Source organism: Geodermatophilus sp. URMC 61, from assembly GCF_052931555.1.
In genome coordinates, this window is record NZ_JBRFHZ010000002.1 from 3,487,258 (window position 1) to 3,505,052 (window position 17,795).

Here is a 17,795-nt window from a genome sequence, read left to right on the forward strand (position 1 = left end):
GGGTGTCAGCCGAACGGGTGTCACACCGGCCCGGCCGACTCCGTCGATCCGGTAGACAGCAGACCGTCGCCGCGACCACGGAGGCGGCCCAGCCCGACGAATGGAGACACGATGAGCTCGGCCACGGAGACGGATCCGCAGGCACCTCCGCTGCACGCAGCCGACAGCCACGACCTGATCCGCGTGATCGGCGCCCGCCAGAACAACCTCAAGGACGTCAGCGTCGAGATCCCGAAGCGCCGGCTCACGGTGTTCACCGGCGTCTCCGGTTCGGGCAAGAGCTCACTGGTGTTCGACACGATCGCCGCGGAGTCGCAGCGGCTGATCAACGAGACCTACAGCGCCTTCGTGCAGGGCTTCATGCCGACGCTGTCGCGGCCGGAGGTCGACCTGCTCGAGGGGCTGACGACCGCGATCATCGTCGACCAGGAGCGGATGGGCGCCAACCCCCGCTCCACCGTCGGCACCGCCACCGACGCCAACGCGATGCTGCGGATCCTCTTCAGCCGGCTGGGGCGGCCGCACATCGGCCCGCCCAACGCCTACTCGTTCAACATCCCCACGGTGCGGGCCAGCGGTGCGATCACCGTCGAGCGCGGAGCCAGGACCAAGGCCGAGAAGGCGACCTTCACCCGCCTCGGCGGCATGTGCCCGCGCTGCGAGGGCATGGGCTCGGTCACCGACTTCGACCTGACCGCGCTGTACGACGACAGCCGGTCGCTCAACGAGGGCGCCCTGACGGTCCCCGGCTACAGCATGGACGGCTGGTACGGCCGCATCTTCAGCGGCGCCGGGTTGCCCATGGACAAGCCGATCAGGAGTTTCACGAAGAAGGAGCTGCACACGCTCCTCTATGGAGAGCCGGCCAAGATCAAGGTGGAGGGGGTCAACCTCACGTACGAGGGCGTGATCCCCAAGATCCAGAAGTCGATGCTCGCCAAGGACGTCGACGCGATGCAGCCGCACGTCCGCGCCTTCGTGGAGCGGGCGGTGACCTTCACCACCTGCCCCGAGTGCGACGGCACCCGGCTCGGTCCGGAGGCCCGGTCGTCGAAGATCCGGGGCAGGAGCATCGCCGACGTCTGCGCGATGCAGATCAGCGACCTCGCCGACTGGGTCCGGGACCTCGACGCGCCGTCGGTGACCCCCCTGCTCGCCGGGCTGCAGCACCTCCTCGACTCGTTCACGAGGATCGGGCTCGGCTACCTCTCGCTCGACCGGCCGGCGGGCACCCTGTCCGGCGGCGAGGCGCAGCGCACCAAGATGATCCGTCACCTCGGGTCGTCGCTCACCGACGTCACCTACGTCTTCGACGAGCCGACGATCGGGTTGCACCCCCACGACATCGAGCGGATGAACGACCTCCTGCTGCAGCTGCGGGACAAGGGCAACACCGTGCTGGTCGTGGAGCACAAGCCCGAGACCATCGTGATCGCCGACCACGTCGTGGACCTCGGCCCCGGGGCCGGCACCGCCGGTGGCGAGGTGGTGTTCGAGGGCACCGTCGAGCGGCTGCGGACGAGCGGCACGCTGACCGGGCGGCACCTGGACGACCGGGCGACCCTGAAGCCGTCGGTCCGGACGCCGTCGGGGGCACTGGAGGTGCGCGGGGCCAGCACCCACAACCTGCAGGACGTCGACGTCGACATCCCGCTCGGCGTGCTGGTGGTGCTCACCGGCGTGGCCGGTTCGGGGAAGAGTTCCCTGATCAACGGCTCGGTCGCCGACCGCGACGGCGTGGTGGTGGTCGACCAGGGCGCCATCCGCGGCTCGCGGCGGAGCAACCCGGCGACGTACACCGGGCTCCTCGAGCCGATCCGCAAGGCGTTCGCGAAGGCCAACGGCGTCAAGCCGGCCCTGTTCAGCGCCAACTCCGAGGGTGCCTGCCCCACCTGCAACGGCGCCGGCGTCATCTACACCGACCTGGGCGTCATGGCCACCGTCGAGTCCACCTGCGAGGAGTGCGAGGGGAAGCGCTTCCAGGCCTCGGTGCTCGAGTACACGCTCGGTGGCCGCGACATCGCCGAGGTGCTCGCGATGTCGGTGAGCGAGGCCGAGGAGTTCTTCGGCGCCGGTGAGGCGCGCACGCCGGCCGCGCACGCCATCCTCGACCGGCTCGCCGACGTCGGGCTCGGCTACCTCAGCATCGGCCAGCCGCTCACCACGCTCTCCGGCGGCGAGCGGCAGCGGCTCAAGCTGGCCACCCGCATGGCGGAGAAGGGCGGTGTCTACGTCCTCGACGAGCCGACCACCGGCCTCCACCTCGCCGACGTGGAGAACCTGCTCGGACTGCTCGACCGGCTCGTCGACGCCGGCAAGTCGGTCCTCGTCATCGAGCACCACCAGGCGGTCATGGCGCACGCGGACTGGATCATCGACCTCGGCCCCGGGGCGGGCCACGACGGCGGCCGGGTCGTCTTCGAGGGCACCCCCGCCGACCTCGTCGCCGCCCGCTCCACCCTCACCGGCGAGCACCTCGCGGCCTACGTCGCCGGCCCGTGACGCGCAGCGGCCCCCTCACCGCGAGGTGAGGGGGCCGCTGCGCCTGGTGACCTACTGGAACGGCCACCCGTCAGGGTCCCGCCGACCCCGTCCCGAGGCTCGCGCCGAGCCTGCGAGGCGTGAGGGGGACGGGGTCCTCCCACGAGGCGCGGGGGAAGGGTGGTCCTCCCTCTACGCCATGGCCTTCTGCAGGTTGCTGTCGATGGCCGCCAGGAAGTCCTGGGTGTTCAGCCACGGCTGGTCCTTGGAGATCAGCAGCGCGAGGTCCTTGGTCATCTGGCCGCCCTCGACCGTGTCGATGCAGACCTTCTCCAGCGTCTCCGCGAAACGGGTCACCTCGGGGGTGTTGTCGAGCTTGCCGCGGTGGGCCAGGCCCCGGGTCCAGGCGAAGATCGACGCGATCGGGTTGGTCGAGGTCGCCTCACCGCGCTGGTGCTGCCGGAAGTGGCGGGTCACCGTGCCGTGGGCGGCCTCGGCCTCGACGGTGCGGCCGTCGGGGCTCATCAGCACCGAGGTCATCAGGCCCAGCGAGCCGAAGCCCTGCGCGACGGTGTCGGACTGGACGTCGCCGTCGTAGTTCTTGCAGGCCCAGACGTAGCCGCCCTCCCACTTGAGGGACGCGGCGACCATGTCGTCGATGAGCCGGTGCTCGTAGGTGATGCCGGCCTGCTCGAACTGGTCCTTGAACTCGGTCTCGAACACCTCGGCGAACAGGTCCTTGAACCGGCCGTCGTAGGCCTTGAGGATCGTGTTCTTCGTGGACAGGTAGACCGGGTAGCCGCGCTGCAGGCCGTAGTTCATCGAGGCCCGGGCGAAGTCGCGGATCGACTCGTCGAGGTTGTACATCGCCAGCGCGACGCCGGCGCCCGGCGACTGGAAGACCTCGTGCTGGATCGGCTCGCCGCCGTCCTTCGGCTGGAAGGTGATCGTCAGCGTGCCCTCGCCCGGGAACCGGAAGTCCGTGGCCCGGTACTGGTCACCGAAGGCGTGACGGCCGACGACGATCGGCTTGGTCCAGCCCGGCACCAGCCGCGGCACGTTCTGCATGATGATCGGCTCGCGGAAGATGACGCCGCCGAGGATGTTGCGGATCGTCCCGTTCGGGGACCGCCACATCTTCTTGAGGCCGAACTCCTCGACGCGGGCCTCGTCCGGGGTGATCGTCGCGCACTTGACGCCGACGCCGTGCTTCTTGATCGCGTTCGCGGCGTCGACGGTGATCTGGTCGTCGGTCTCGTCGCGCTTCTCGATGCCCAGGTCGTAGTACTCGAGGTTGACGTCGAGGTACGGGAGGATCAGCTGGTCCTTGATGAACTGCCAGATGATCCGGGTCATCTCGTCGCCGTCGAGCTCGACGACGGTGCCCTCGACCTTGATCTTTGCCACGTGCGGGTCCCTCTCTACATGCTCCGAGCCGGTTCGGCTCAGAGGTCGGCTACGTCGGCCTGCTTGGCGCGCACGGCCTCGGCCGCCCCGCGCAGCCCGGCCAGTTCGCTCTCGGACAGGTCACCCTCGACCACCCGGCGCACGCCGTCGCGGCCGATCTCGGCCTCGACCCCGAGGTAGACCCCGGAGATGCCGTACTCGCCGTCGACCCAGGCACACACCGGCATGACCGCACCGGAGTCCTCCATGACCGCGCGCGCCATGCGCGCGGCGGCCGCGGACGGGGCGTAGTAGGCCGAGCCGGTCTTGAGCAGCGCCACGACCTCGGCCCCGCCGTTGCGGGTCCGGTCGACGAGGTGCTCGATGCGGTCGGCGGGCAGGACGTCGGACAGCGGCTTGCCGTCGACGGTGCAGCGCGAGGGCACCGGCACCATCGTGTCGCCGTGCGAGCCGAGGGTCAGGGTGCGCACCGAGCTCACCGGGACGCCGAGCTCCTCGGCGACGTTGTTGGTGAACCGGGCGGTGTCGAGCATGCCGGCCTGGCCCATCACCCGGTTCTTGGGGAAGCCGGTGGCCAGCTGGGCCAGCGCGGTCATCTCGTCCAGCGGGTTGGAGACCACGATGACCACGGCGTCGGGCGAGGTCCGCGCGATGTTCTCCGAGACCTCGCGCACGATCTTGGCGTTGGTCTCGATGAGGTCCATCCGGCTCATGCCGGGTTTGCGCGGCAGGCCGGCGGTGACGACGACGACGTCGGAGCCCTCGGTGCCCTCGTAGGACCCGCCGCCGACGCCGACGACCTTCGTCTCGAAGCCCTCGATGGGGCGGGACTGGTTCATGTCGAGGGCCAGGCCCTCGGGCTTGCCCTCGACGATGTCGGTGAGCACGACGGTCTCGAAGAGGTCGTACTCCGCGAGGCGGAGGGCGGTGGTCGAGCCGTAGAACCCGGCACCGACGACGGTCACCTTGCCGTTCCTGGGCTGCTCTGCCATGGCGGCCAACCTATCGCTGGGCGGGGCCCCGCGCCCGGTCGGGTGCGGCCCCCTCAGGGGAACCACCCCGAACTCGCGAGGGGTGGGGAGGGTGCGGCCCCCTTGCAGGGGCCCGCCGCGAGCCTGCGCGTGGCGGGGAGCAAGGGGGTCCTTCTCTTCAGGCGCCCGGGATCGCCAGCGTGAAGGCGGTCAGCGTGACCCCGACGCCGAGCAGCAGGACGACGTCCACCGGGCGGCTGCGGACGGCGAGGAAGCCGAGCCGGCGCAGCGGGAGCAGCAGCCGCAGCACGCCGGCGCCGACCAGCGCCAGCCCGACGACGACCAGCCCCCGCCGCCAGTGCTCGAAGGTGACCATGAGCAGCCCGACGCCCACCGCGAGCAGCACCACCAGCAGCGGCAGCTGCCGCAGTAGACCGGCCAGGAACGGCCGGCGGGTGTAGAGCGGCGGGCGGTTCATCAGGCCGAGAGGACGTCCGCGGCGGCGGCCTGCTCGGCGGCCAGGACGACGTTCTGCAGCAGCATCGCCCGGGTCATCGGGCCCACCCCGCCGGGGTTCGGGGCGACGTGCCCCGCGACCTCGACGACGTCCGGGGCGACGTCCCCGGCGATCTTGCCGTCGACCCGGCTGACGCCCACGTCGAGGACGGCGGCACCCGGCTTGACGACGTCCTTCGTGACCAGGCCGGGGACGCCGGCGGCGGCGACCACGATGTCGGCGGCGCGCAGGTGCGCGGCCAGGTCGCGGGTGCCGGTGTGGCAGAGCGTCACGGTGGCGTTCTCCGAGCGGCGGGTGAGCAGCAGACCCAGCGGCCGGCCGACGGTGATGCCCCGGCCGACGACGACGACCTCGGCGCCGGCGATCGGGACGTCGTGGCGGCGCAGCAGCTCCACGATGCCGACCGGCGTGCACGGCAGCGGCCCCGGGACGTTGAGCACCAGCCGGCCGAGGTTGACCGGGTGCAGGCCGTCGGCGTCCTTGGCCGGGTCCATCCGCTCGAGGACGACACTCTCCTCGATGCCCCGCGGCAGCGGCAGCTGGACGATGTAACCGGTGCAGGCGGGGTCGGCGTTCAGCTCGTCGACGACGGCGAGGACGTCGGCCTGCGTCGCGGTCGCGGGCAGCTCGCGCTGGATGCTCGCGATACCGACCTGGGCGCAGTCCTTGTGCTTGGCGTCGACGTACCAGCGGCTGCCGGGGTCGTCGCCGACCAGCAGCGTGCCCAGGCCGGGCCGGTGGCCGGCCGCGGTCAGGGCCGCCACGCGCTCGGTCAGCTCGGCGCGGATGGCGGCCGCGGTGGCCTTGCCGTCGAGGGTCGTCGCCTGCACGGCCGCCAGTCTGCCGGAGAGGGGTCCGGCGCGAGCCACCCCGTCCTACCCTCGCAGGTGCGGGCGCCTCCCCGCCCGCTGTTGCGCGAGGAGTTCAGATGAGCGAGCGCGAGCAGTCCCCAGCCGCCGGGACGCGAGGCACCGACGACTGGCGCGAACAGACGATCCCCGGCATCCAGCCCGTCACCGCCCCGATCGGCGCTGGTCCCGGCTACTCCCCCGGCCCGCCTCCGCCCGCACCGGGGTACGCCCCGCGCCCGGCCCCCGGGTACTCGACCACGCCGGTGCGGGTGCGACGCCCGGACAGCCTGGCCAGCCTACTGCTGCTCCTGGCCGGCATCGCCGCAGCCGTCAGCCTGCTGATGCGCTGGCTGCCCGGGAGCGAGCTGACCGGCTGGGACCTGGTCCGCCGCGGGTTCGACGACGCCGCCGACGGAGGTGTCGCGGCGGTGTTCGAGAACGGGTTCTGGCAGCCGATGGCCGTCGTCCTGGGTGGCGCGGTGCTGTTCCTGCTGGGCCTGCTCGTCGTCCTGCCGGCCCACTCCCACCGCTTCCTCGGGGTGCTGGCGCTGCTGGTCAGCCTGGTGGCCGGAGCCGGGATCCTGGTGCCACTGGCCGCGGAGGGCTGGGACGCCGACACCATCGACACCGGCTTCTGGTTCGCCGTCGCCGTCCCGGTGCTGGGCCTGCTCGGCGCGCTGAAGGCGATGCTCACCGGCCCCCGCTGGAGGTGAGGCGATGACATCGCGGTCCTCCGGACCGCACCGCGGCCAGGTGCCGTCCCCCTGCTGAGCTGAGCCCACCCGGCCACTCGTCGGGGACCCTCCGGGCCCCACTCCTCACGGCCACCGCGGCCAGGTGCCGTCCCCCTGCTGAGCTGAGCCCACCCGGCCACTCGTCGGGGACCCTCCGGGCCCCACTCCTCACGGCCACCGCGGCCAGGTGCCGTCCCCGACTCCGGCAGACCCTCAATCCACCACCAGGGCGCCGTGGGCGCGGGCCACCTGGACGGCCTGCACCAGGTCGAGCCGGACGCCGGTCAGCTCGAACGCCCGCCAGTTGACCGCGTCGGTCGAGGCGCCGCGCAGGTCGGCCCCGCGCAGCTTCGCGCCCTGCAGCCGAGCGCGGTCCAGATCGGCCCCGGTGAGGTCGCACTCACGCAGGTCGGCATCGGTCAGGTCGGCCTCCCGGAACCGCTGACCGGCCAGCACCAGCCCGGAGAGGTCGGCACCGCGCAGCGACGTCCAGCTCCAGTCGCTGTCGGTCGTGGTCATCGGCCGCAGCTGCGCGCCGGGGAACTGCGAGCCGGTGAGCTTGCAGCCGTCCCAGGTGACGTCGAACAGCCGTGCGCGGTCGAAGCGGCAGGAGAGGAACGCCGTCCCCAGGTGCTTGGCGCCGCCCATCCGCACCCCGGTGAGCACGCACGAGTCGAAGACGCACCGACGGGTGACCAGCTCCTCCAGCCCGGCGTCCTCGAACCGGCAGCGGGTGAAGGTGACGCCGTCGAGCTCGGTGCCCCACCAGTCCACCCGCGCGAGGTCCGCGCCCTCGACGACCGCGCCGGCCTCGGGAGGCGTCAGGTGCGGGCGGGACGTGTGACGTGGCCCCGTGCAGGGACCCGCACCGAGCTTGCGAGGTGTGGGGGGCACGGGGTCCTTTCTCAGTGGGCGAAGTGGCGGGTGCCGGTCAGGTAGACCGGGATGCCGGCGGCGGCCGCGGCCGCGACGACCTCCTCGTCGCGCACCGACCCGCCGGGCTGCACGACCGCCCGCACCCCGGCGTCGAGCAGCACCTGCAGGCCGTCGGCGAAGGGGAAGAACGCGTCCGAGGCGGCGACCGAGCCGGCGGCCCGCTCCCCCGCCCGGGCGACGGCCAGCCGCGCGGAGTCCACCCGGTTCACCTGGCCCATGCCGACGCCGACGGTGGCCCTGTCGTGGGCCAGCAGGATGGCATTGCTCTTCACCGCGCGGACCGACCGCCAGGCGAACACCAGGTCGTCGAGGCCGGCGGCGTCCAGCGGCTCGCCGGTGGCGAGGGTCCAGGTGGTGGGGTCGTCGCCGGGGGCGTCGATGCGGTCGACGCTCTGCACCAGCAGCCCGCCACTGATCGGGCGCATCTCGGTCACCGGCCGGGCCGCCTCGCTCAGCCGCAGCAGCCGGATGTTCTTCTTCGCGGTCAGCACCTGCAGCGCGTCCTCGGTGAAGGACGGCGCGACGACGACCTCGGTGAACACCTCGGCCACCTGCTCGGCCATCGTGAGGTCGACCTCGCGGTTGGCCGCGATCACGCCACCGAAGGCCGAGACCGGGTCGCACGCGTGCGCCTTGCGGTGTGCCGAGGCGATGTCGGTGCCGACGGCGATGCCGCAGGGGTTGGCGTGCTTGATGATCGCCACGCAGGGGTCGGCGTGGTCGTGCGCGGCCCGCCAGGCGGCGTCGGTGTCGACGTAGTTGTTGTAGGACATCTGCTTGCCGTGCAGCTGCTCGGCGTGCGCCAGCCCGGGCCGCTCGCTGCGGTAGAGCGCCGCCCGCTGGTGCGGGTTCTCGCCGTAGCGCAGCACGTCGGCCCGCTGCCAGCCTGCGGCGACCCAGGCCGGGAAGCCGGAGTCGTCGTCGGGGGCGACGACGTTGCCCAGCCACGAGGCGACGGCGATGTCGTAGTCGGCGGTGTGCCGGAAGGCCGCAGCGGCCAGCGACTGCCGCTCGGCCAGGGTGAAGCCCCCGGCGGCGACGGCGGCGAGGACGTCGCCGTAGCGGGCCGGGTCGACGACGACGGCCACCGACGGGTGGTTCTTGGCCGAGGCGCGGACCATCGCCGGGCCGCCGATGTCGATCTGCTCCACGCACTCGTCCGGGGTGGCGCCGGACGCCACCGTCTCGGTGAACGGGTAGAGGTTGACGACGACGAGGTCGAACGGCGCGATGCCGAGCTCCTCGAGCTGCTGCACGTGCGCGGGCTTCCGGCGGTCGGCCAGGATGCCGGCGTGCACGGCCGGGTGCAGCGTCTTGACCCGCCCGTCCAGGCACTCGGGGAAGCCGGTGACCTGCTCCACCGGGGTGACCGGCACCCCGGCGTCGGCGATCCGGCGGGCGGTCGCGCCGGTGCTGACCAGCTCGACGCCGGCGTCGACCAGGCCGCGGGCCAGCTCCTCGATGCCGGTCTTGTCGTAGACGCCGAGCAGGGCGCGGCGGATCGGGGTGCGGTCGCTCATCGGGGGTCCTCCGTGGTCTCGGTGCCGAGGCCGGTGACCACGCGCGCCACCGTCTCCACCAGGAGCTCGCGCTCCACGTCCTTGATCCGTTCGTGCAGCCGGGCCTCGTCGTCCCCGGGGAGGACGGGCACCTCCCGCTGGGCGATCACCGGTCCGGTGTCGACGCCGGCGTCCACCCAGTGCACGGTGCTGCCGGTGACGTCGACGCCGGCGGCGAGTGCGTCTCGGACGGCGTGCGCGCCGGGGAAGGCCGGCAGCAGCGCGGGGTGGGTGTTGAGCAGCCGGCCACCGAAGGCGCCGAGCACGGCCGGACCGACGAGCTTCATGAACCCCGCGGACACCACGAGGTCGGGCCGGTGCGCGGCGATGGCGGTGGCCAGCGCGCGGTCCCAGGCGGCGCGGTCGGGGTGGTCCCGGAGCGCGCAGGTGAAGGTCGGGATGCCCCGACGCCGCGCGTGCTCGAGCCCCGGGGCGTCGCGGTCGCTGCCGACGGCGACCACCCCGGCCGGGTAGCCGGGGTCCTCCGCGGCGGTCAGCAGGGCCTCGCACAGTGAGCCGGTCCCCGAGAGCAGGACGACGACCCGCGCCCGCGCGGAGGTCTCGGGAGCGGGCACGGCAGCGACCCTAGCCGGGGCTGCCCGCCACTCCCCGGCCCCCTCGGAGCAGAGGACATCCCTGCCCTCCACCGTGGGAGGACCCCGTCCTCCCCACCTTCGGAGAAGGACCCCCTGCTCCCCGCCACTCGTGGAAGGGCCCCTGCAGGGTGCCGGCGGTGACCGGGACGGGGCCGCGGCGGAACACGCAGGGAGGCCGAGGGGCGAGGGGGTCCGCGTTCAGCCCAGCGACCGCCAGCGGGTGACCGCGGCCGCGACCGCAGCGGCGACACCGGCCTGCAGCGCCACCGCCAGCCCGGTCGCGATCGGCGGCGCCCCGACGTCGGCCAGCGCGCCGTCCCCGAGCGAGCCGCCGGCGACCCAGGCGAGCACGCCGCAGGCCAGACCGAGCAGCACGCCCGCCAGCACGCCCCACAGCGCAGCCACGACGGAGCCGCCGTCGTCGTCGTGCAGCCGCCGGCCGAGCGTCGCGCCGGCGACCAGACCGGCGAGCGCCGGCACCGCCTGGGAGGCGAAGGCCAGCAGCGGCACGGCCTGGGTGTCGGGCAGCGCGGCCAGCAGCGGCAGCGCCGGCACCGTCCCCAGGGTGACGCCGTGCACGGAGACGAGCGTGCCGCTGCCGACGGCGAAGCCGGGACCGGCGGCCACGCCGATCGCGGCGGCCGCGGCGTTGGGCAGGAGCAGCACGCCGAGCAGCAGGAGGCCGAGCGCGCCGGCGCCGGACCCGCCGAGGGACCCGGACACCGCGGCGTAGCCCCCGGTGTCGGCGGCCAGGGCCACCGCCACCATCGCCAGACCGAGGGCCACGGCGGCCAGCCACCCGGCCGCGACCGCGCGCAGCAGGGGCCGCACCGGCCCCGGCGCGGAGTCGAGGACGTCGTCGAGCAGGCCGGGGTCGCGGGCCGTCCCCCAGCCGACGGCGAGCACCGCGACCACGGCACTGCCCACCGCCGACCGCAGCAGGTCGACCTCCGCGCCCGGGGTGGTGACGAGCAGCCCGACGAGCACGGCGAGCAGCGTGTGCGTGCCGACCGCCGCGGCCGCGACGGCGGCCAGCGACCGCCCACCGGTGAGGTCGCAGGCGCGGACGACGCCGCGGCCGGCGCTGGACAGGCCCCACGCGACGGCCAGGGTGAGCAACAGCGGCGCCAGCACCAGCGGCCCGGAGCCGAGCGTCAGACCGCCGCCCTGGGCCAGCAGCCACAGCCGGCCGGCCAGGCGCGCCGAGGCCTCGACCGGCATCCCGCCGGCCGGGTCGAGCGTCTGCACGACCACCGACGCGAGGCCGACGCCGAGCAGACCGAGCACGGTGACGGCGGCGGTCGCCACGGCGGCGAGGACGGGAGCGTGCCGCGCGGTGCGGGCGCCCGGGTCCCGCTGCCCGGGCAGGCTCAGTCGGGCGAGCAGGGAGACCACGACCCCCACTGTCCCAAGGCCGGGCCGGGATCGGCGGACCACGCGCCCGGCGGATCCGAGGATCAGCGTGAGGAGGACTACGCGGACGGGTCGGTCCCGGCGCCCGAGGCGCTCGATCCGCCCGGCCGGCGGGGATCCCGGTCGCCTTCGGACGGCGGCGTCGCGGGGCGCGGGAGGGTCGACGGGGACTGCTCCGGGGCGGACGGCGCGGCGTACGGCGGCTGCTGCTGGCCGTACGTGGCGGGCTGCCACGGCTGACCGGGCTGCTGGGTGGGCCACGGCGTGCCGCCGGGGGGCGTAGCCGGGCGGGTGCGTGGCTGGCGCAGCAGCGTCAGGACGGCGACCACGACGGCGGCGGCCGCGGCGAGGAACGCCAGCAGCGCGACGGGGCTGAAGCCGCCCTCGAACGTGCTGAGCCACTCGGCGAGGGTCAGCAGGAGCGCCAGCGAGGTCAGGCCCACGGTCACGGAGCCACGCGGGAAGGGCAGGTCGAGGTCCACGACGGCGGGCAGCAGGGACCACAGCGCGGCCAGGACGAGCAGCACGGCCGCGGTGGTGACCAGGCTGAAGTCGAAGCCGTTGATCGACTCGGAGAACCCGAACCCGAAGTCGAAGGTGAACCACGGCAGCCCCGCGAAGAGCAGGAACGCCGCAGCACAGAGGACCACCAGCCAGTCCCCCCGGTACACCCGCTTGAGGTCGAGGCCGACCTGCGCGCCCCTGCGGGCCGGCGGCGCCCACGGCTGATGAGCCGGGGGTTGGTGGCCGTACGGCTGCGCCCAGGGCGGCTGCTGGCCGTACGCGGGTCCACCCTGACCCGGCTGGCCCCATGGGCCCTGTCCGTACGGCGGCTGGCCGTAGGGCTGCGGGTGCTGCACACCGTGTCCGGGCTGGCCGTAGGGCGCGCCGTAGCCCGGCTGCCCGTAGCCGTACCCGTGCTGCTGCCCGTGACCGGGCTGTCCGTAGGGCGGCTGTCCGTAGAGCGTGCCGTATCCGGGTTGCTGTCCGTACACCGGCTGGCCGTAGGACGGCGGCTGCCCGTACCCCGGCTGCGGCTCGTACCCCGGCTGCGGCTGCCCCGGCGCGGTCTGCCCGCCGTCCGGGCGGCGCGCGTCCTCGCCCGGCTGGTGCCCGTACCCGCCCGGCGGCTGCGGGGGCTGACTGGTCATCGCGGGGCACTCCTCGGTCGTGGCCTGGGAACTGCGCGGGTCGGGGACACCGCTCGCAGCACGTGCGACCGCGGCGTGCCCATCATCCCCCGTCCGGGTGCCGGCGAGACGCGGGGACGCCGCTGCCCGGCGACCCCGAGGGGCCGCCGGGCAGCACGAACCGCTCGGCCCCGTCCCGGGCCCCGCTGGCCCCGTCCCAGGCCCCGCTGGCCCCGTCCCGGGTCCCGCCCCGAGCGTGCGAGGGGTGGGGCAGCAGGGCCCTCCCTCAGGCGCCGACGACCTCACGCATCAGGCGGGCGGTCTCGGACGGGGTCTTGCCCACGCGGACGCCGGCGGCCTCGAGGGCCTCCTTCTTGGCCTGCGCGGTACCGGCCGAGCCCGAGACGATCGCGCCGGCGTGGCCCATCGTCTTGCCCTCGGGCGCGGTGAAGCCGGCGACGTACCCGACGACGGGCTTGCTGACGTTGGCCTTGATGAAGTCCGCGGCCCGCTCCTCGGCGTCGCCACCGATCTCACCGATCATGACGATGGCCTCGGTCTCCGGGTCGTCTTGGAAGGCCTGCAGGCAGTCGATGTGGGTGGTGCCGATGACCGGGTCGCCACCGATGCCCACACAGGTGGAGAAGCCGATGTCCCGGAGCTCGTACATCATCTGGTAGGTCAGCGTGCCGGACTTGCTGACCAGCCCGATCCTGCCCTGCTTGGCGATGTTGGCCGGGATGATGCCGGCGTTGGAGCGCTCGGGGCTGATCAGCCCCGGGCAGTTCGGGCCGATGATGCGCGTCGAGCCGCCCTGGGCGTGGGCCCAGAAGTAGGTCGAGTCGTGCACCGGGATGCCCTCGGTGATGACGACGGCGAGCCCGATCTGGGCGTCGACGGCCTCGATGACGGCGTTCTTCGCGCCGGCCGGCGGCACGAAGATGACGCTGACGTCGGCGCCGGTCTCCTTCATGGCCTCGGCGACCCCGCCGAACACCGGCACGCTGGCGCCGTCGAAGTCGACGCTCTGGCCGGCCTTCTTCGGGTTCACACCACCGACGATCGCCGTCCCCGAGGCCAGCATGCGCTGGGTGTGCTTGCGCCCCTCGGAGCCGGTCATGCCCTGGACGATGACCTTGCTGTTCTCGTTGAGGAAGATCGACATCTTGGAAGTCCTGTCTCGAAGTGTAGGCGGCGACGGGTCGGCCCCGTCCAGAGGCTCGGCCCGAGCCTGCGAGGGCTGAGGAGGACGGGGTCCCCTCGCCTTCTAGGCGGCGAGCTCGGCGGCCCGGCGGGCGGCGCCGTCCATCGTGTCCACCAGGGTCACCAGCGGGTGGTTGGCCTCGGCGAGGATCCGCCGGCCCTCCTCCACGTTGTTGCCGTCGAGCCGGACGACCAGCGGTTTGGTCGCCTCGTCGCCGAGGATCTGCAGCGCGTGCACGATGCCGTTGGCGACCGCGTCGCAGGCGGTGATCCCGCCGAAGACGTTGACGAAGACGCTCTTGACGGCGGGGTCGGACAGGATGATGTGCAGGCCGTTGGCCATGACCTCGGCCGAGGCGCCGCCCCCGATGTCGAGGAAGTTGGCCGGCTTGACGCCGCCGAACTCCTCACCGGCGTAGGCGACGACGTCCAGCGTGCTCATCACGAGCCCGGCACCGTTGCCGATGATGCCGACCTCGCCGTCGAGCTTGACGTAGTTGAGGTCCTTCTCCTTGGCCGCGGCCTCCAGCGGGTCGGCCGAGGCGGAGTCCTCCAGCTCCTCGTGCTGCGGGTGCCGGAAGCGGGCGTTGTCGTCGAGGCTCACCTTCGCGTCGAGCGCGAGGACGGTGCCGTCGGGCGCCTTGGCCAGCGGGTTGACCTCGACCAGGGTGGCGTCCTCCTTGGCGAACGTGTCCCACAGCTGGACGGCGATGGCGATCACCTGGTCGCGCACCTCGGCGGGGAAGCCGGCGGCGTCGACGATCTCGGTGGCCTTGGCGGTGTCGACGCCGGTGGTGGCGTCCACGGGGATGCGGGCCAGGGCCTCCGGGCGCTCCACGGCGAGCTGCTCGATCTCCATGCCGCCCTCGACGCTGGCCATCGCCAGGAAGGTGCGGTTGGCGCGGTCGAGCAGGTAGGAGAAGTAGTACTCCTCGGCGATGTCACTGGCCTGGGCGACCATCACGCGGTGGGTGATGTGGCCCTTGATGTCCAGGCCGAGGATGTCCTGGGCGCGCGCCCGGGCGTCCTCGGCGTCCTCGGCCAGCTTGACACCGCCGGCCTTGCCGCGCCCACCGGTCTTCACCTGCGCCTTGACGACGACGGTGGTGCCGATCTCGCGGGCGATCGCCTCCGCCTGCTCGGGGGTCTCGGCGACGCCCCCCGGGGAGCACGGGGACGCCGTGCGAGGCCAACAGGTCACGGGCCTGGTACTCGAAGAGATCCACGAACAGGCACCGTATCCCCCGCCCGGACCGGGCCGCGCACCGGCGTTGGGAGGGTGGGCGGCATCACACGACCCCGGCTCCGGGAGCCCCTCGGCGACGAGGAGCCGCGGCCGTGCGCCGATCCGCTCCCGCCCTGACGACCGCCCTGTTCCCCGCGGGGTGACCACCGTCGCGGCTCCCCGCGGCGGCCACCGGGGTGCAGGAGCGGACCCTCCCGGTCACCCGCTGATCTGTCCGTGCAGCCAGTCCGCGATCTCCGCGGGAGGGCTGCCCGGCGGGAAGAGCCGGGTGCGGCCGGGCAGGTCGGCGTCCGGGCCGCAGGCGAAGACGGCGACGTCGTCGACGCCGCGGTCGGCGAGCAGCGCGGTCAGCCGGGCGAGCAGCGCCGGCGCGTCGGCGGGGAGCGCCGGCAGGCCGACGGCGTCGGCGTCCTCCTGGACGACGGTGTCGACGAGCGCTTCCGGCGGAACCCGGCCGGCGTGCACGACCTCCATCCCGGCGTCGCGCAGGCCGCGGGCGAGGCTCACGGTGGCGCGGTCCGCGTCGTCGTCGTCCCCCCAGGTGGCGACGACGACGCGGACGCGCTCCCCGCCGGCCGCGTCGGGAGAGGTCACCGGGCCGGCGTCCGGCGCAGCCGCCAGGCCAGCACCGTGAGCACGACGTAGCCCACGCCGGCCAGCAGCAACCCGACACCGGGCAACGTCCACTCGAGCTCGTCGGACGCCACGGCGTCGCGCAGGCCGCCCAGCCCGGCGGCGAGGACGACGACGGCGATGGCCAGCAGGCCGCCGACCGCAGCCAGCCGCGGCCGCAGCGAGGGGGCCAGCACCGAGCACAGGACGACGGTCCCGGCGAGCAGCAGGCCCCCGAGCAGCGCCAGGCCGGGACGCTCGAGCAGTCCCTGCGGGCCCTCCTGCTCGACGACCACCTGCAGCCCGGTGGTCGGGTCGGTGACGATGCGGTCGGGGAGGTCGGCGGCCGGCAGCACCAGGCAGAGCACGGCGCCCACCCCCAGCACGGCCGCGGCGCCGGCGAGCGCGGGGCGGACGGGGTCGAGGGTGCCGGCGTCGTCCATGACGGTGCGCCCCCAGGCGGCCACCCCCAGGACGCCGGCCAGCACGGTGAGCCCGAGGGCCACGACGCCGAGCACCCAGCCGGGCCCGGCGTCGACCGAGCTGGTGAGCACCCGCTGACCGGCGATCACCTCGATGCCCGGCCGGACGGTGGACGTGCTGGCCCGGTAGAGCTCGATCAGCAGCAGTCCCAGGGCCAGCGCACCGCCGATCCCGGCGTAGGCCAGGCCGAGACGGGGCACCCGGCCGGCGACGAGGCCGCCTCCGACCGCTGCGGCGGTCAGGGGCACCAGCAGGCCGGCGAGCAGGCTGAGCGCCCCGGCGGACTGGGACACCTCGGTGCCACCGACGACGAGGTAGGTCGGGAAGAGGCCCGTCGCCCCCGCGAGGCCGGCCAGGACGAGCAGCACCCCCGTCAGGCGGGCGAGCAGCGGCGGGTCGCCGACGACCAGCCCGTCGGCCGGCACCGCGGGAGCGGGCTCCGGCGGGCGGCGCGGTCCGGCGCGGCGGGCGGACGGGCGGGCCGTCCTCCCCTCGGGGCGGGTCGAGCGGTCGCGGGTCGAGCCATCGCGGGCGACCACGGTTCCCCCTTCGTCTCGGTCACGAACCGGACTCGGCGCGGTGTCGATGTGACGATCACCACACGGCCGCTTTACCGTCAGGTGAACTGGGCATCCCAGAGGGGCCTCCAAGCCCGGGGGGCCAGCCCGGTCAGCGGTCCCGGACGGGGAGGAACGATGCACCCACTCAGCGACCCGGAGTCCGATCCAGCGTCGCACACCGACCCCGGCGGACCGGGAGCGCCACGGCACCCGGTGCGCTCGCTGATGAGCCTCACCACGCTGACCGGGGGACTGACCGAACTGGCCCTCGTCGGGGCCCACGCGCTCATCTACCCGCTCGGCACCCGCACCGAGCGGCTGCGCCCCGACCCGCGGTGTCGCCCCGGCGAGCAGCCGCCCGGGGTGCGGGCCCTGTTCGCCGCCGACCCGCTGGCCGCGCGCGTCCCCGTCGTCCTGGTGCACGGCCTGATCGACAACCACTCGGTGTTCGCGGTCATGCGGCGCAGCCTGCGTCGCCGCGGGTTCACGTCCGTCTGCTCCTGGAACTACAGCCCCCTGCTGGCCGACGTCGCGCGGGGCGCCGCGGACCTCGGCGAGCACCTGCAGCGCATCTGCGCGCAGACCGGCCACGAGCGGGTGCACGTCGTCGGGCACAGCCTCGGCGGCCTGCTCGCCCGCTACCACGTGCAGCGCCAGGGCGGCGACCGGCACGTCGAGTCGCTGGTGACGCTGGGGACGCCGCACCAGGGGTCGGTGCTCGCGCACCTGCTGCCCACGCCGCTGGTACGCCAGCTGCGGCCGGGCTCGGCGGTGCTCCAGGAGCTCACGCAGCCCGCGCCGGGCATCCGCACGCCGGTGACCGCGATCTACAGCGACCTCGACCAGGTGGTCCTCCCCACCAGCGCCGGTCGGTGCGACCACCCGGACCTGCAGGCCCGCAACGTGCTGGTGCGCGGGATCGGCCACATGTCGCTGCCCTTCCACCGCGCCGTCCTCGACGAGGTCGCCGCCACCCTGGCCGGCCACCGCCGGCCGCGCACCCAGGCCCCCGTGCGGGCCGCCGTCGCCTGAGAGCGGCCCTCCTGCCCCCAGCCTCTCGCAGGCTCGCGGCGGGGCCCTGCAGGAGGGCCGCTCC

General features: G+C 74.0%; 16 protein-coding genes. 3 read left to right on the forward strand and 13 right to left on the reverse strand.

The annotated features are described in order from the left end of the window. The first annotated feature begins 111 nt into the window (after window positions 1-111). Window positions 112-2,502: an ATP-binding cassette domain-containing protein gene (locus ACU610_RS16150; RefSeq protein WP_446768727.1), complete on the forward strand. Its 2,391-nt coding sequence runs from the start codon at window positions 112-114 to the stop codon at window positions 2,500-2,502. Between the two features lie 171 nt (window positions 2,503-2,673). Here ACU610_RS16150 and ACU610_RS16155 read toward each other — a convergent pair whose 3' ends face one another. The 4 genes from ACU610_RS16155 to ACU610_RS16170 all read right to left on the reverse strand — a co-directional run bounded on the left by ACU610_RS16155 (window position 2,674) and on the right by ACU610_RS16170 (window position 6,206). Next, window positions 2,674-3,888, reverse strand: coding sequence for an NADP-dependent isocitrate dehydrogenase (locus ACU610_RS16155; protein WP_446768728.1), 1,215 nt, complete (start codon window positions 3,886-3,888; stop codon window positions 2,674-2,676). A 38-nt stretch (window positions 3,889-3,926) separates the two neighbouring features. Next, window positions 3,927-4,880, reverse strand: coding sequence for a malate dehydrogenase (gene mdh / locus ACU610_RS16160; protein ID WP_446768729.1), 954 nt, complete (start codon window positions 4,878-4,880; stop codon window positions 3,927-3,929). Between the two features lie 157 nt (window positions 4,881-5,037). Then, complete coding sequence (locus tag ACU610_RS16165; RefSeq protein ID WP_446768730.1) at window positions 5,038-5,337, reverse strand: DUF3017 domain-containing protein; 300 nt, start codon at window positions 5,335-5,337, stop codon at window positions 5,038-5,040. Further along, window positions 5,337-6,206, reverse strand: a complete 870-nt coding sequence (locus ACU610_RS16170) for a bifunctional methylenetetrahydrofolate dehydrogenase/methenyltetrahydrofolate cyclohydrolase (protein WP_446768731.1) — start codon at window positions 6,204-6,206, stop codon at window positions 5,337-5,339. The genes ACU610_RS16165 and ACU610_RS16170 overlap by 1 nt, the downstream gene beginning before the upstream one ends. Window positions 6,207-6,304: 98 nt before the next feature. Between ACU610_RS16170 and ACU610_RS16175 the strand changes: the two genes are divergently transcribed. Further along, window positions 6,305-6,940 carry a hypothetical protein gene (locus tag ACU610_RS16175; protein WP_446768732.1) on the forward strand — a complete coding sequence of 212 codons (636 nt, stop codon included), beginning with the start codon at window positions 6,305-6,307 and terminating at the stop codon, window positions 6,938-6,940. 234 nt (window positions 6,941-7,174) lie between these two features. Here the strand turns inward: ACU610_RS16175 and ACU610_RS16180 are convergent, their stop codons facing one another. The 9 genes from ACU610_RS16180 to ACU610_RS16220 all read right to left on the reverse strand — a co-directional run bounded on the left by ACU610_RS16180 (window position 7,175) and on the right by ACU610_RS16220 (window position 16,678). Continuing rightward, entirely contained in the window at window positions 7,175-7,855 is a 681-nt protein-coding gene (locus ACU610_RS16180) for a pentapeptide repeat-containing protein (protein WP_446768733.1), read from the reverse strand. Between the two features lie 11 nt (window positions 7,856-7,866). Then, window positions 7,867-9,417, reverse strand: a complete 1,551-nt coding sequence (purH, locus tag ACU610_RS16185; RefSeq protein WP_446768734.1) for a bifunctional phosphoribosylaminoimidazolecarboxamide formyltransferase/IMP cyclohydrolase — start codon at window positions 9,415-9,417, stop codon at window positions 7,867-7,869. After that, on the reverse strand, window positions 9,414-10,031 hold the full coding sequence (gene purN, locus ACU610_RS16190; protein ID WP_446768735.1) for a phosphoribosylglycinamide formyltransferase: 618 nt from the start codon (window positions 10,029-10,031) through the stop codon (window positions 9,414-9,416). The genes purH and purN overlap by 4 nt, the downstream gene beginning before the upstream one ends. Before the next feature lie 219 nt (window positions 10,032-10,250). Next, window positions 10,251-11,447, reverse strand: coding sequence for a cell division protein PerM (locus tag ACU610_RS16195; RefSeq protein WP_446768736.1), 1,197 nt, complete (start codon window positions 11,445-11,447; stop codon window positions 10,251-10,253). A 77-nt stretch (window positions 11,448-11,524) separates the two neighbouring features. Next, window positions 11,525-12,616, reverse strand: coding sequence for a hypothetical protein (locus ACU610_RS16200; RefSeq protein ID WP_446768737.1), 1,092 nt, complete (start codon window positions 12,614-12,616; stop codon window positions 11,525-11,527). Between the two features lie 265 nt (window positions 12,617-12,881). Next, entirely contained in the window at window positions 12,882-13,760 is an 879-nt protein-coding gene (gene sucD, locus ACU610_RS16205) for a succinate--CoA ligase subunit alpha (RefSeq protein ID WP_446768738.1), read from the reverse strand. A 102-nt stretch (window positions 13,761-13,862) separates the two neighbouring features. After that, window positions 13,863-14,999 carry an ADP-forming succinate--CoA ligase subunit beta gene (gene sucC / locus ACU610_RS16210; RefSeq protein WP_446768739.1) on the reverse strand — a complete coding sequence of 379 codons (1,137 nt, stop codon included), beginning with the start codon at window positions 14,997-14,999 and terminating at the stop codon, window positions 13,863-13,865. 243 nt (window positions 15,000-15,242) lie between these two features. Further along, window positions 15,243-15,638: a cobalamin B12-binding domain-containing protein gene (locus tag ACU610_RS16215; RefSeq protein WP_446768740.1), complete on the reverse strand. Its 396-nt coding sequence runs from the start codon at window positions 15,636-15,638 to the stop codon at window positions 15,243-15,245. Further along, the gene (locus tag ACU610_RS16220) at window positions 15,635-16,678 is read right to left on the reverse strand and encodes a hypothetical protein (RefSeq protein WP_446768741.1); all 1,044 of its coding nucleotides are present in this window, start codon (window positions 16,676-16,678) and stop codon (window positions 15,635-15,637) included. The genes ACU610_RS16215 and ACU610_RS16220 overlap by 4 nt, the downstream gene beginning before the upstream one ends. A gap of 156 nt (window positions 16,679-16,834) precedes the next feature. Between ACU610_RS16220 and ACU610_RS16225 the strand changes: the two genes are divergently transcribed. Then, window positions 16,835-17,731, forward strand: coding sequence for an esterase/lipase family protein (locus ACU610_RS16225; RefSeq protein WP_446768742.1), 897 nt, complete (start codon window positions 16,835-16,837; stop codon window positions 17,729-17,731). Window positions 17,732-17,795: the final 64 nt, after the last annotated feature.

Coding starts and splice junctions, on each gene's coding strand:
- ACU610_RS16150 (WP_446768727.1), top strand. CDS start 112: ATGAGCTCGGCCACGGAGACGGATCCGCAGGCACCTCCGCTGCACGCA.
- mdh (WP_446768729.1), bottom strand. CDS start 4,880: ATGGCAGAGCAGCCCAGGAACGGCAAGGTGACCGTCGTCGGTGCCGGG.
- ACU610_RS16165 (WP_446768730.1), bottom strand. CDS start 5,337: ATGAACCGCCCGCCGCTCTACACCCGCCGGCCGTTCCTGGCCGGTCTA.
- ACU610_RS16175 (WP_446768732.1), top strand. CDS start 6,305: ATGAGCGAGCGCGAGCAGTCCCCAGCCGCCGGGACGCGAGGCACCGAC.
- purH (WP_446768734.1), bottom strand. CDS start 9,417: ATGAGCGACCGCACCCCGATCCGCCGCGCCCTGCTCGGCGTCTACGAC.
- ACU610_RS16200 (WP_446768737.1), bottom strand. CDS start 12,616: ATGACCAGTCAGCCCCCGCAGCCGCCGGGCGGGTACGGGCACCAGCCG.
- sucD (WP_446768738.1), bottom strand. CDS start 13,760: ATGTCGATCTTCCTCAACGAGAACAGCAAGGTCATCGTCCAGGGCATG.
- ACU610_RS16225 (WP_446768742.1), top strand. CDS start 16,835: ATGCACCCACTCAGCGACCCGGAGTCCGATCCAGCGTCGCACACCGAC.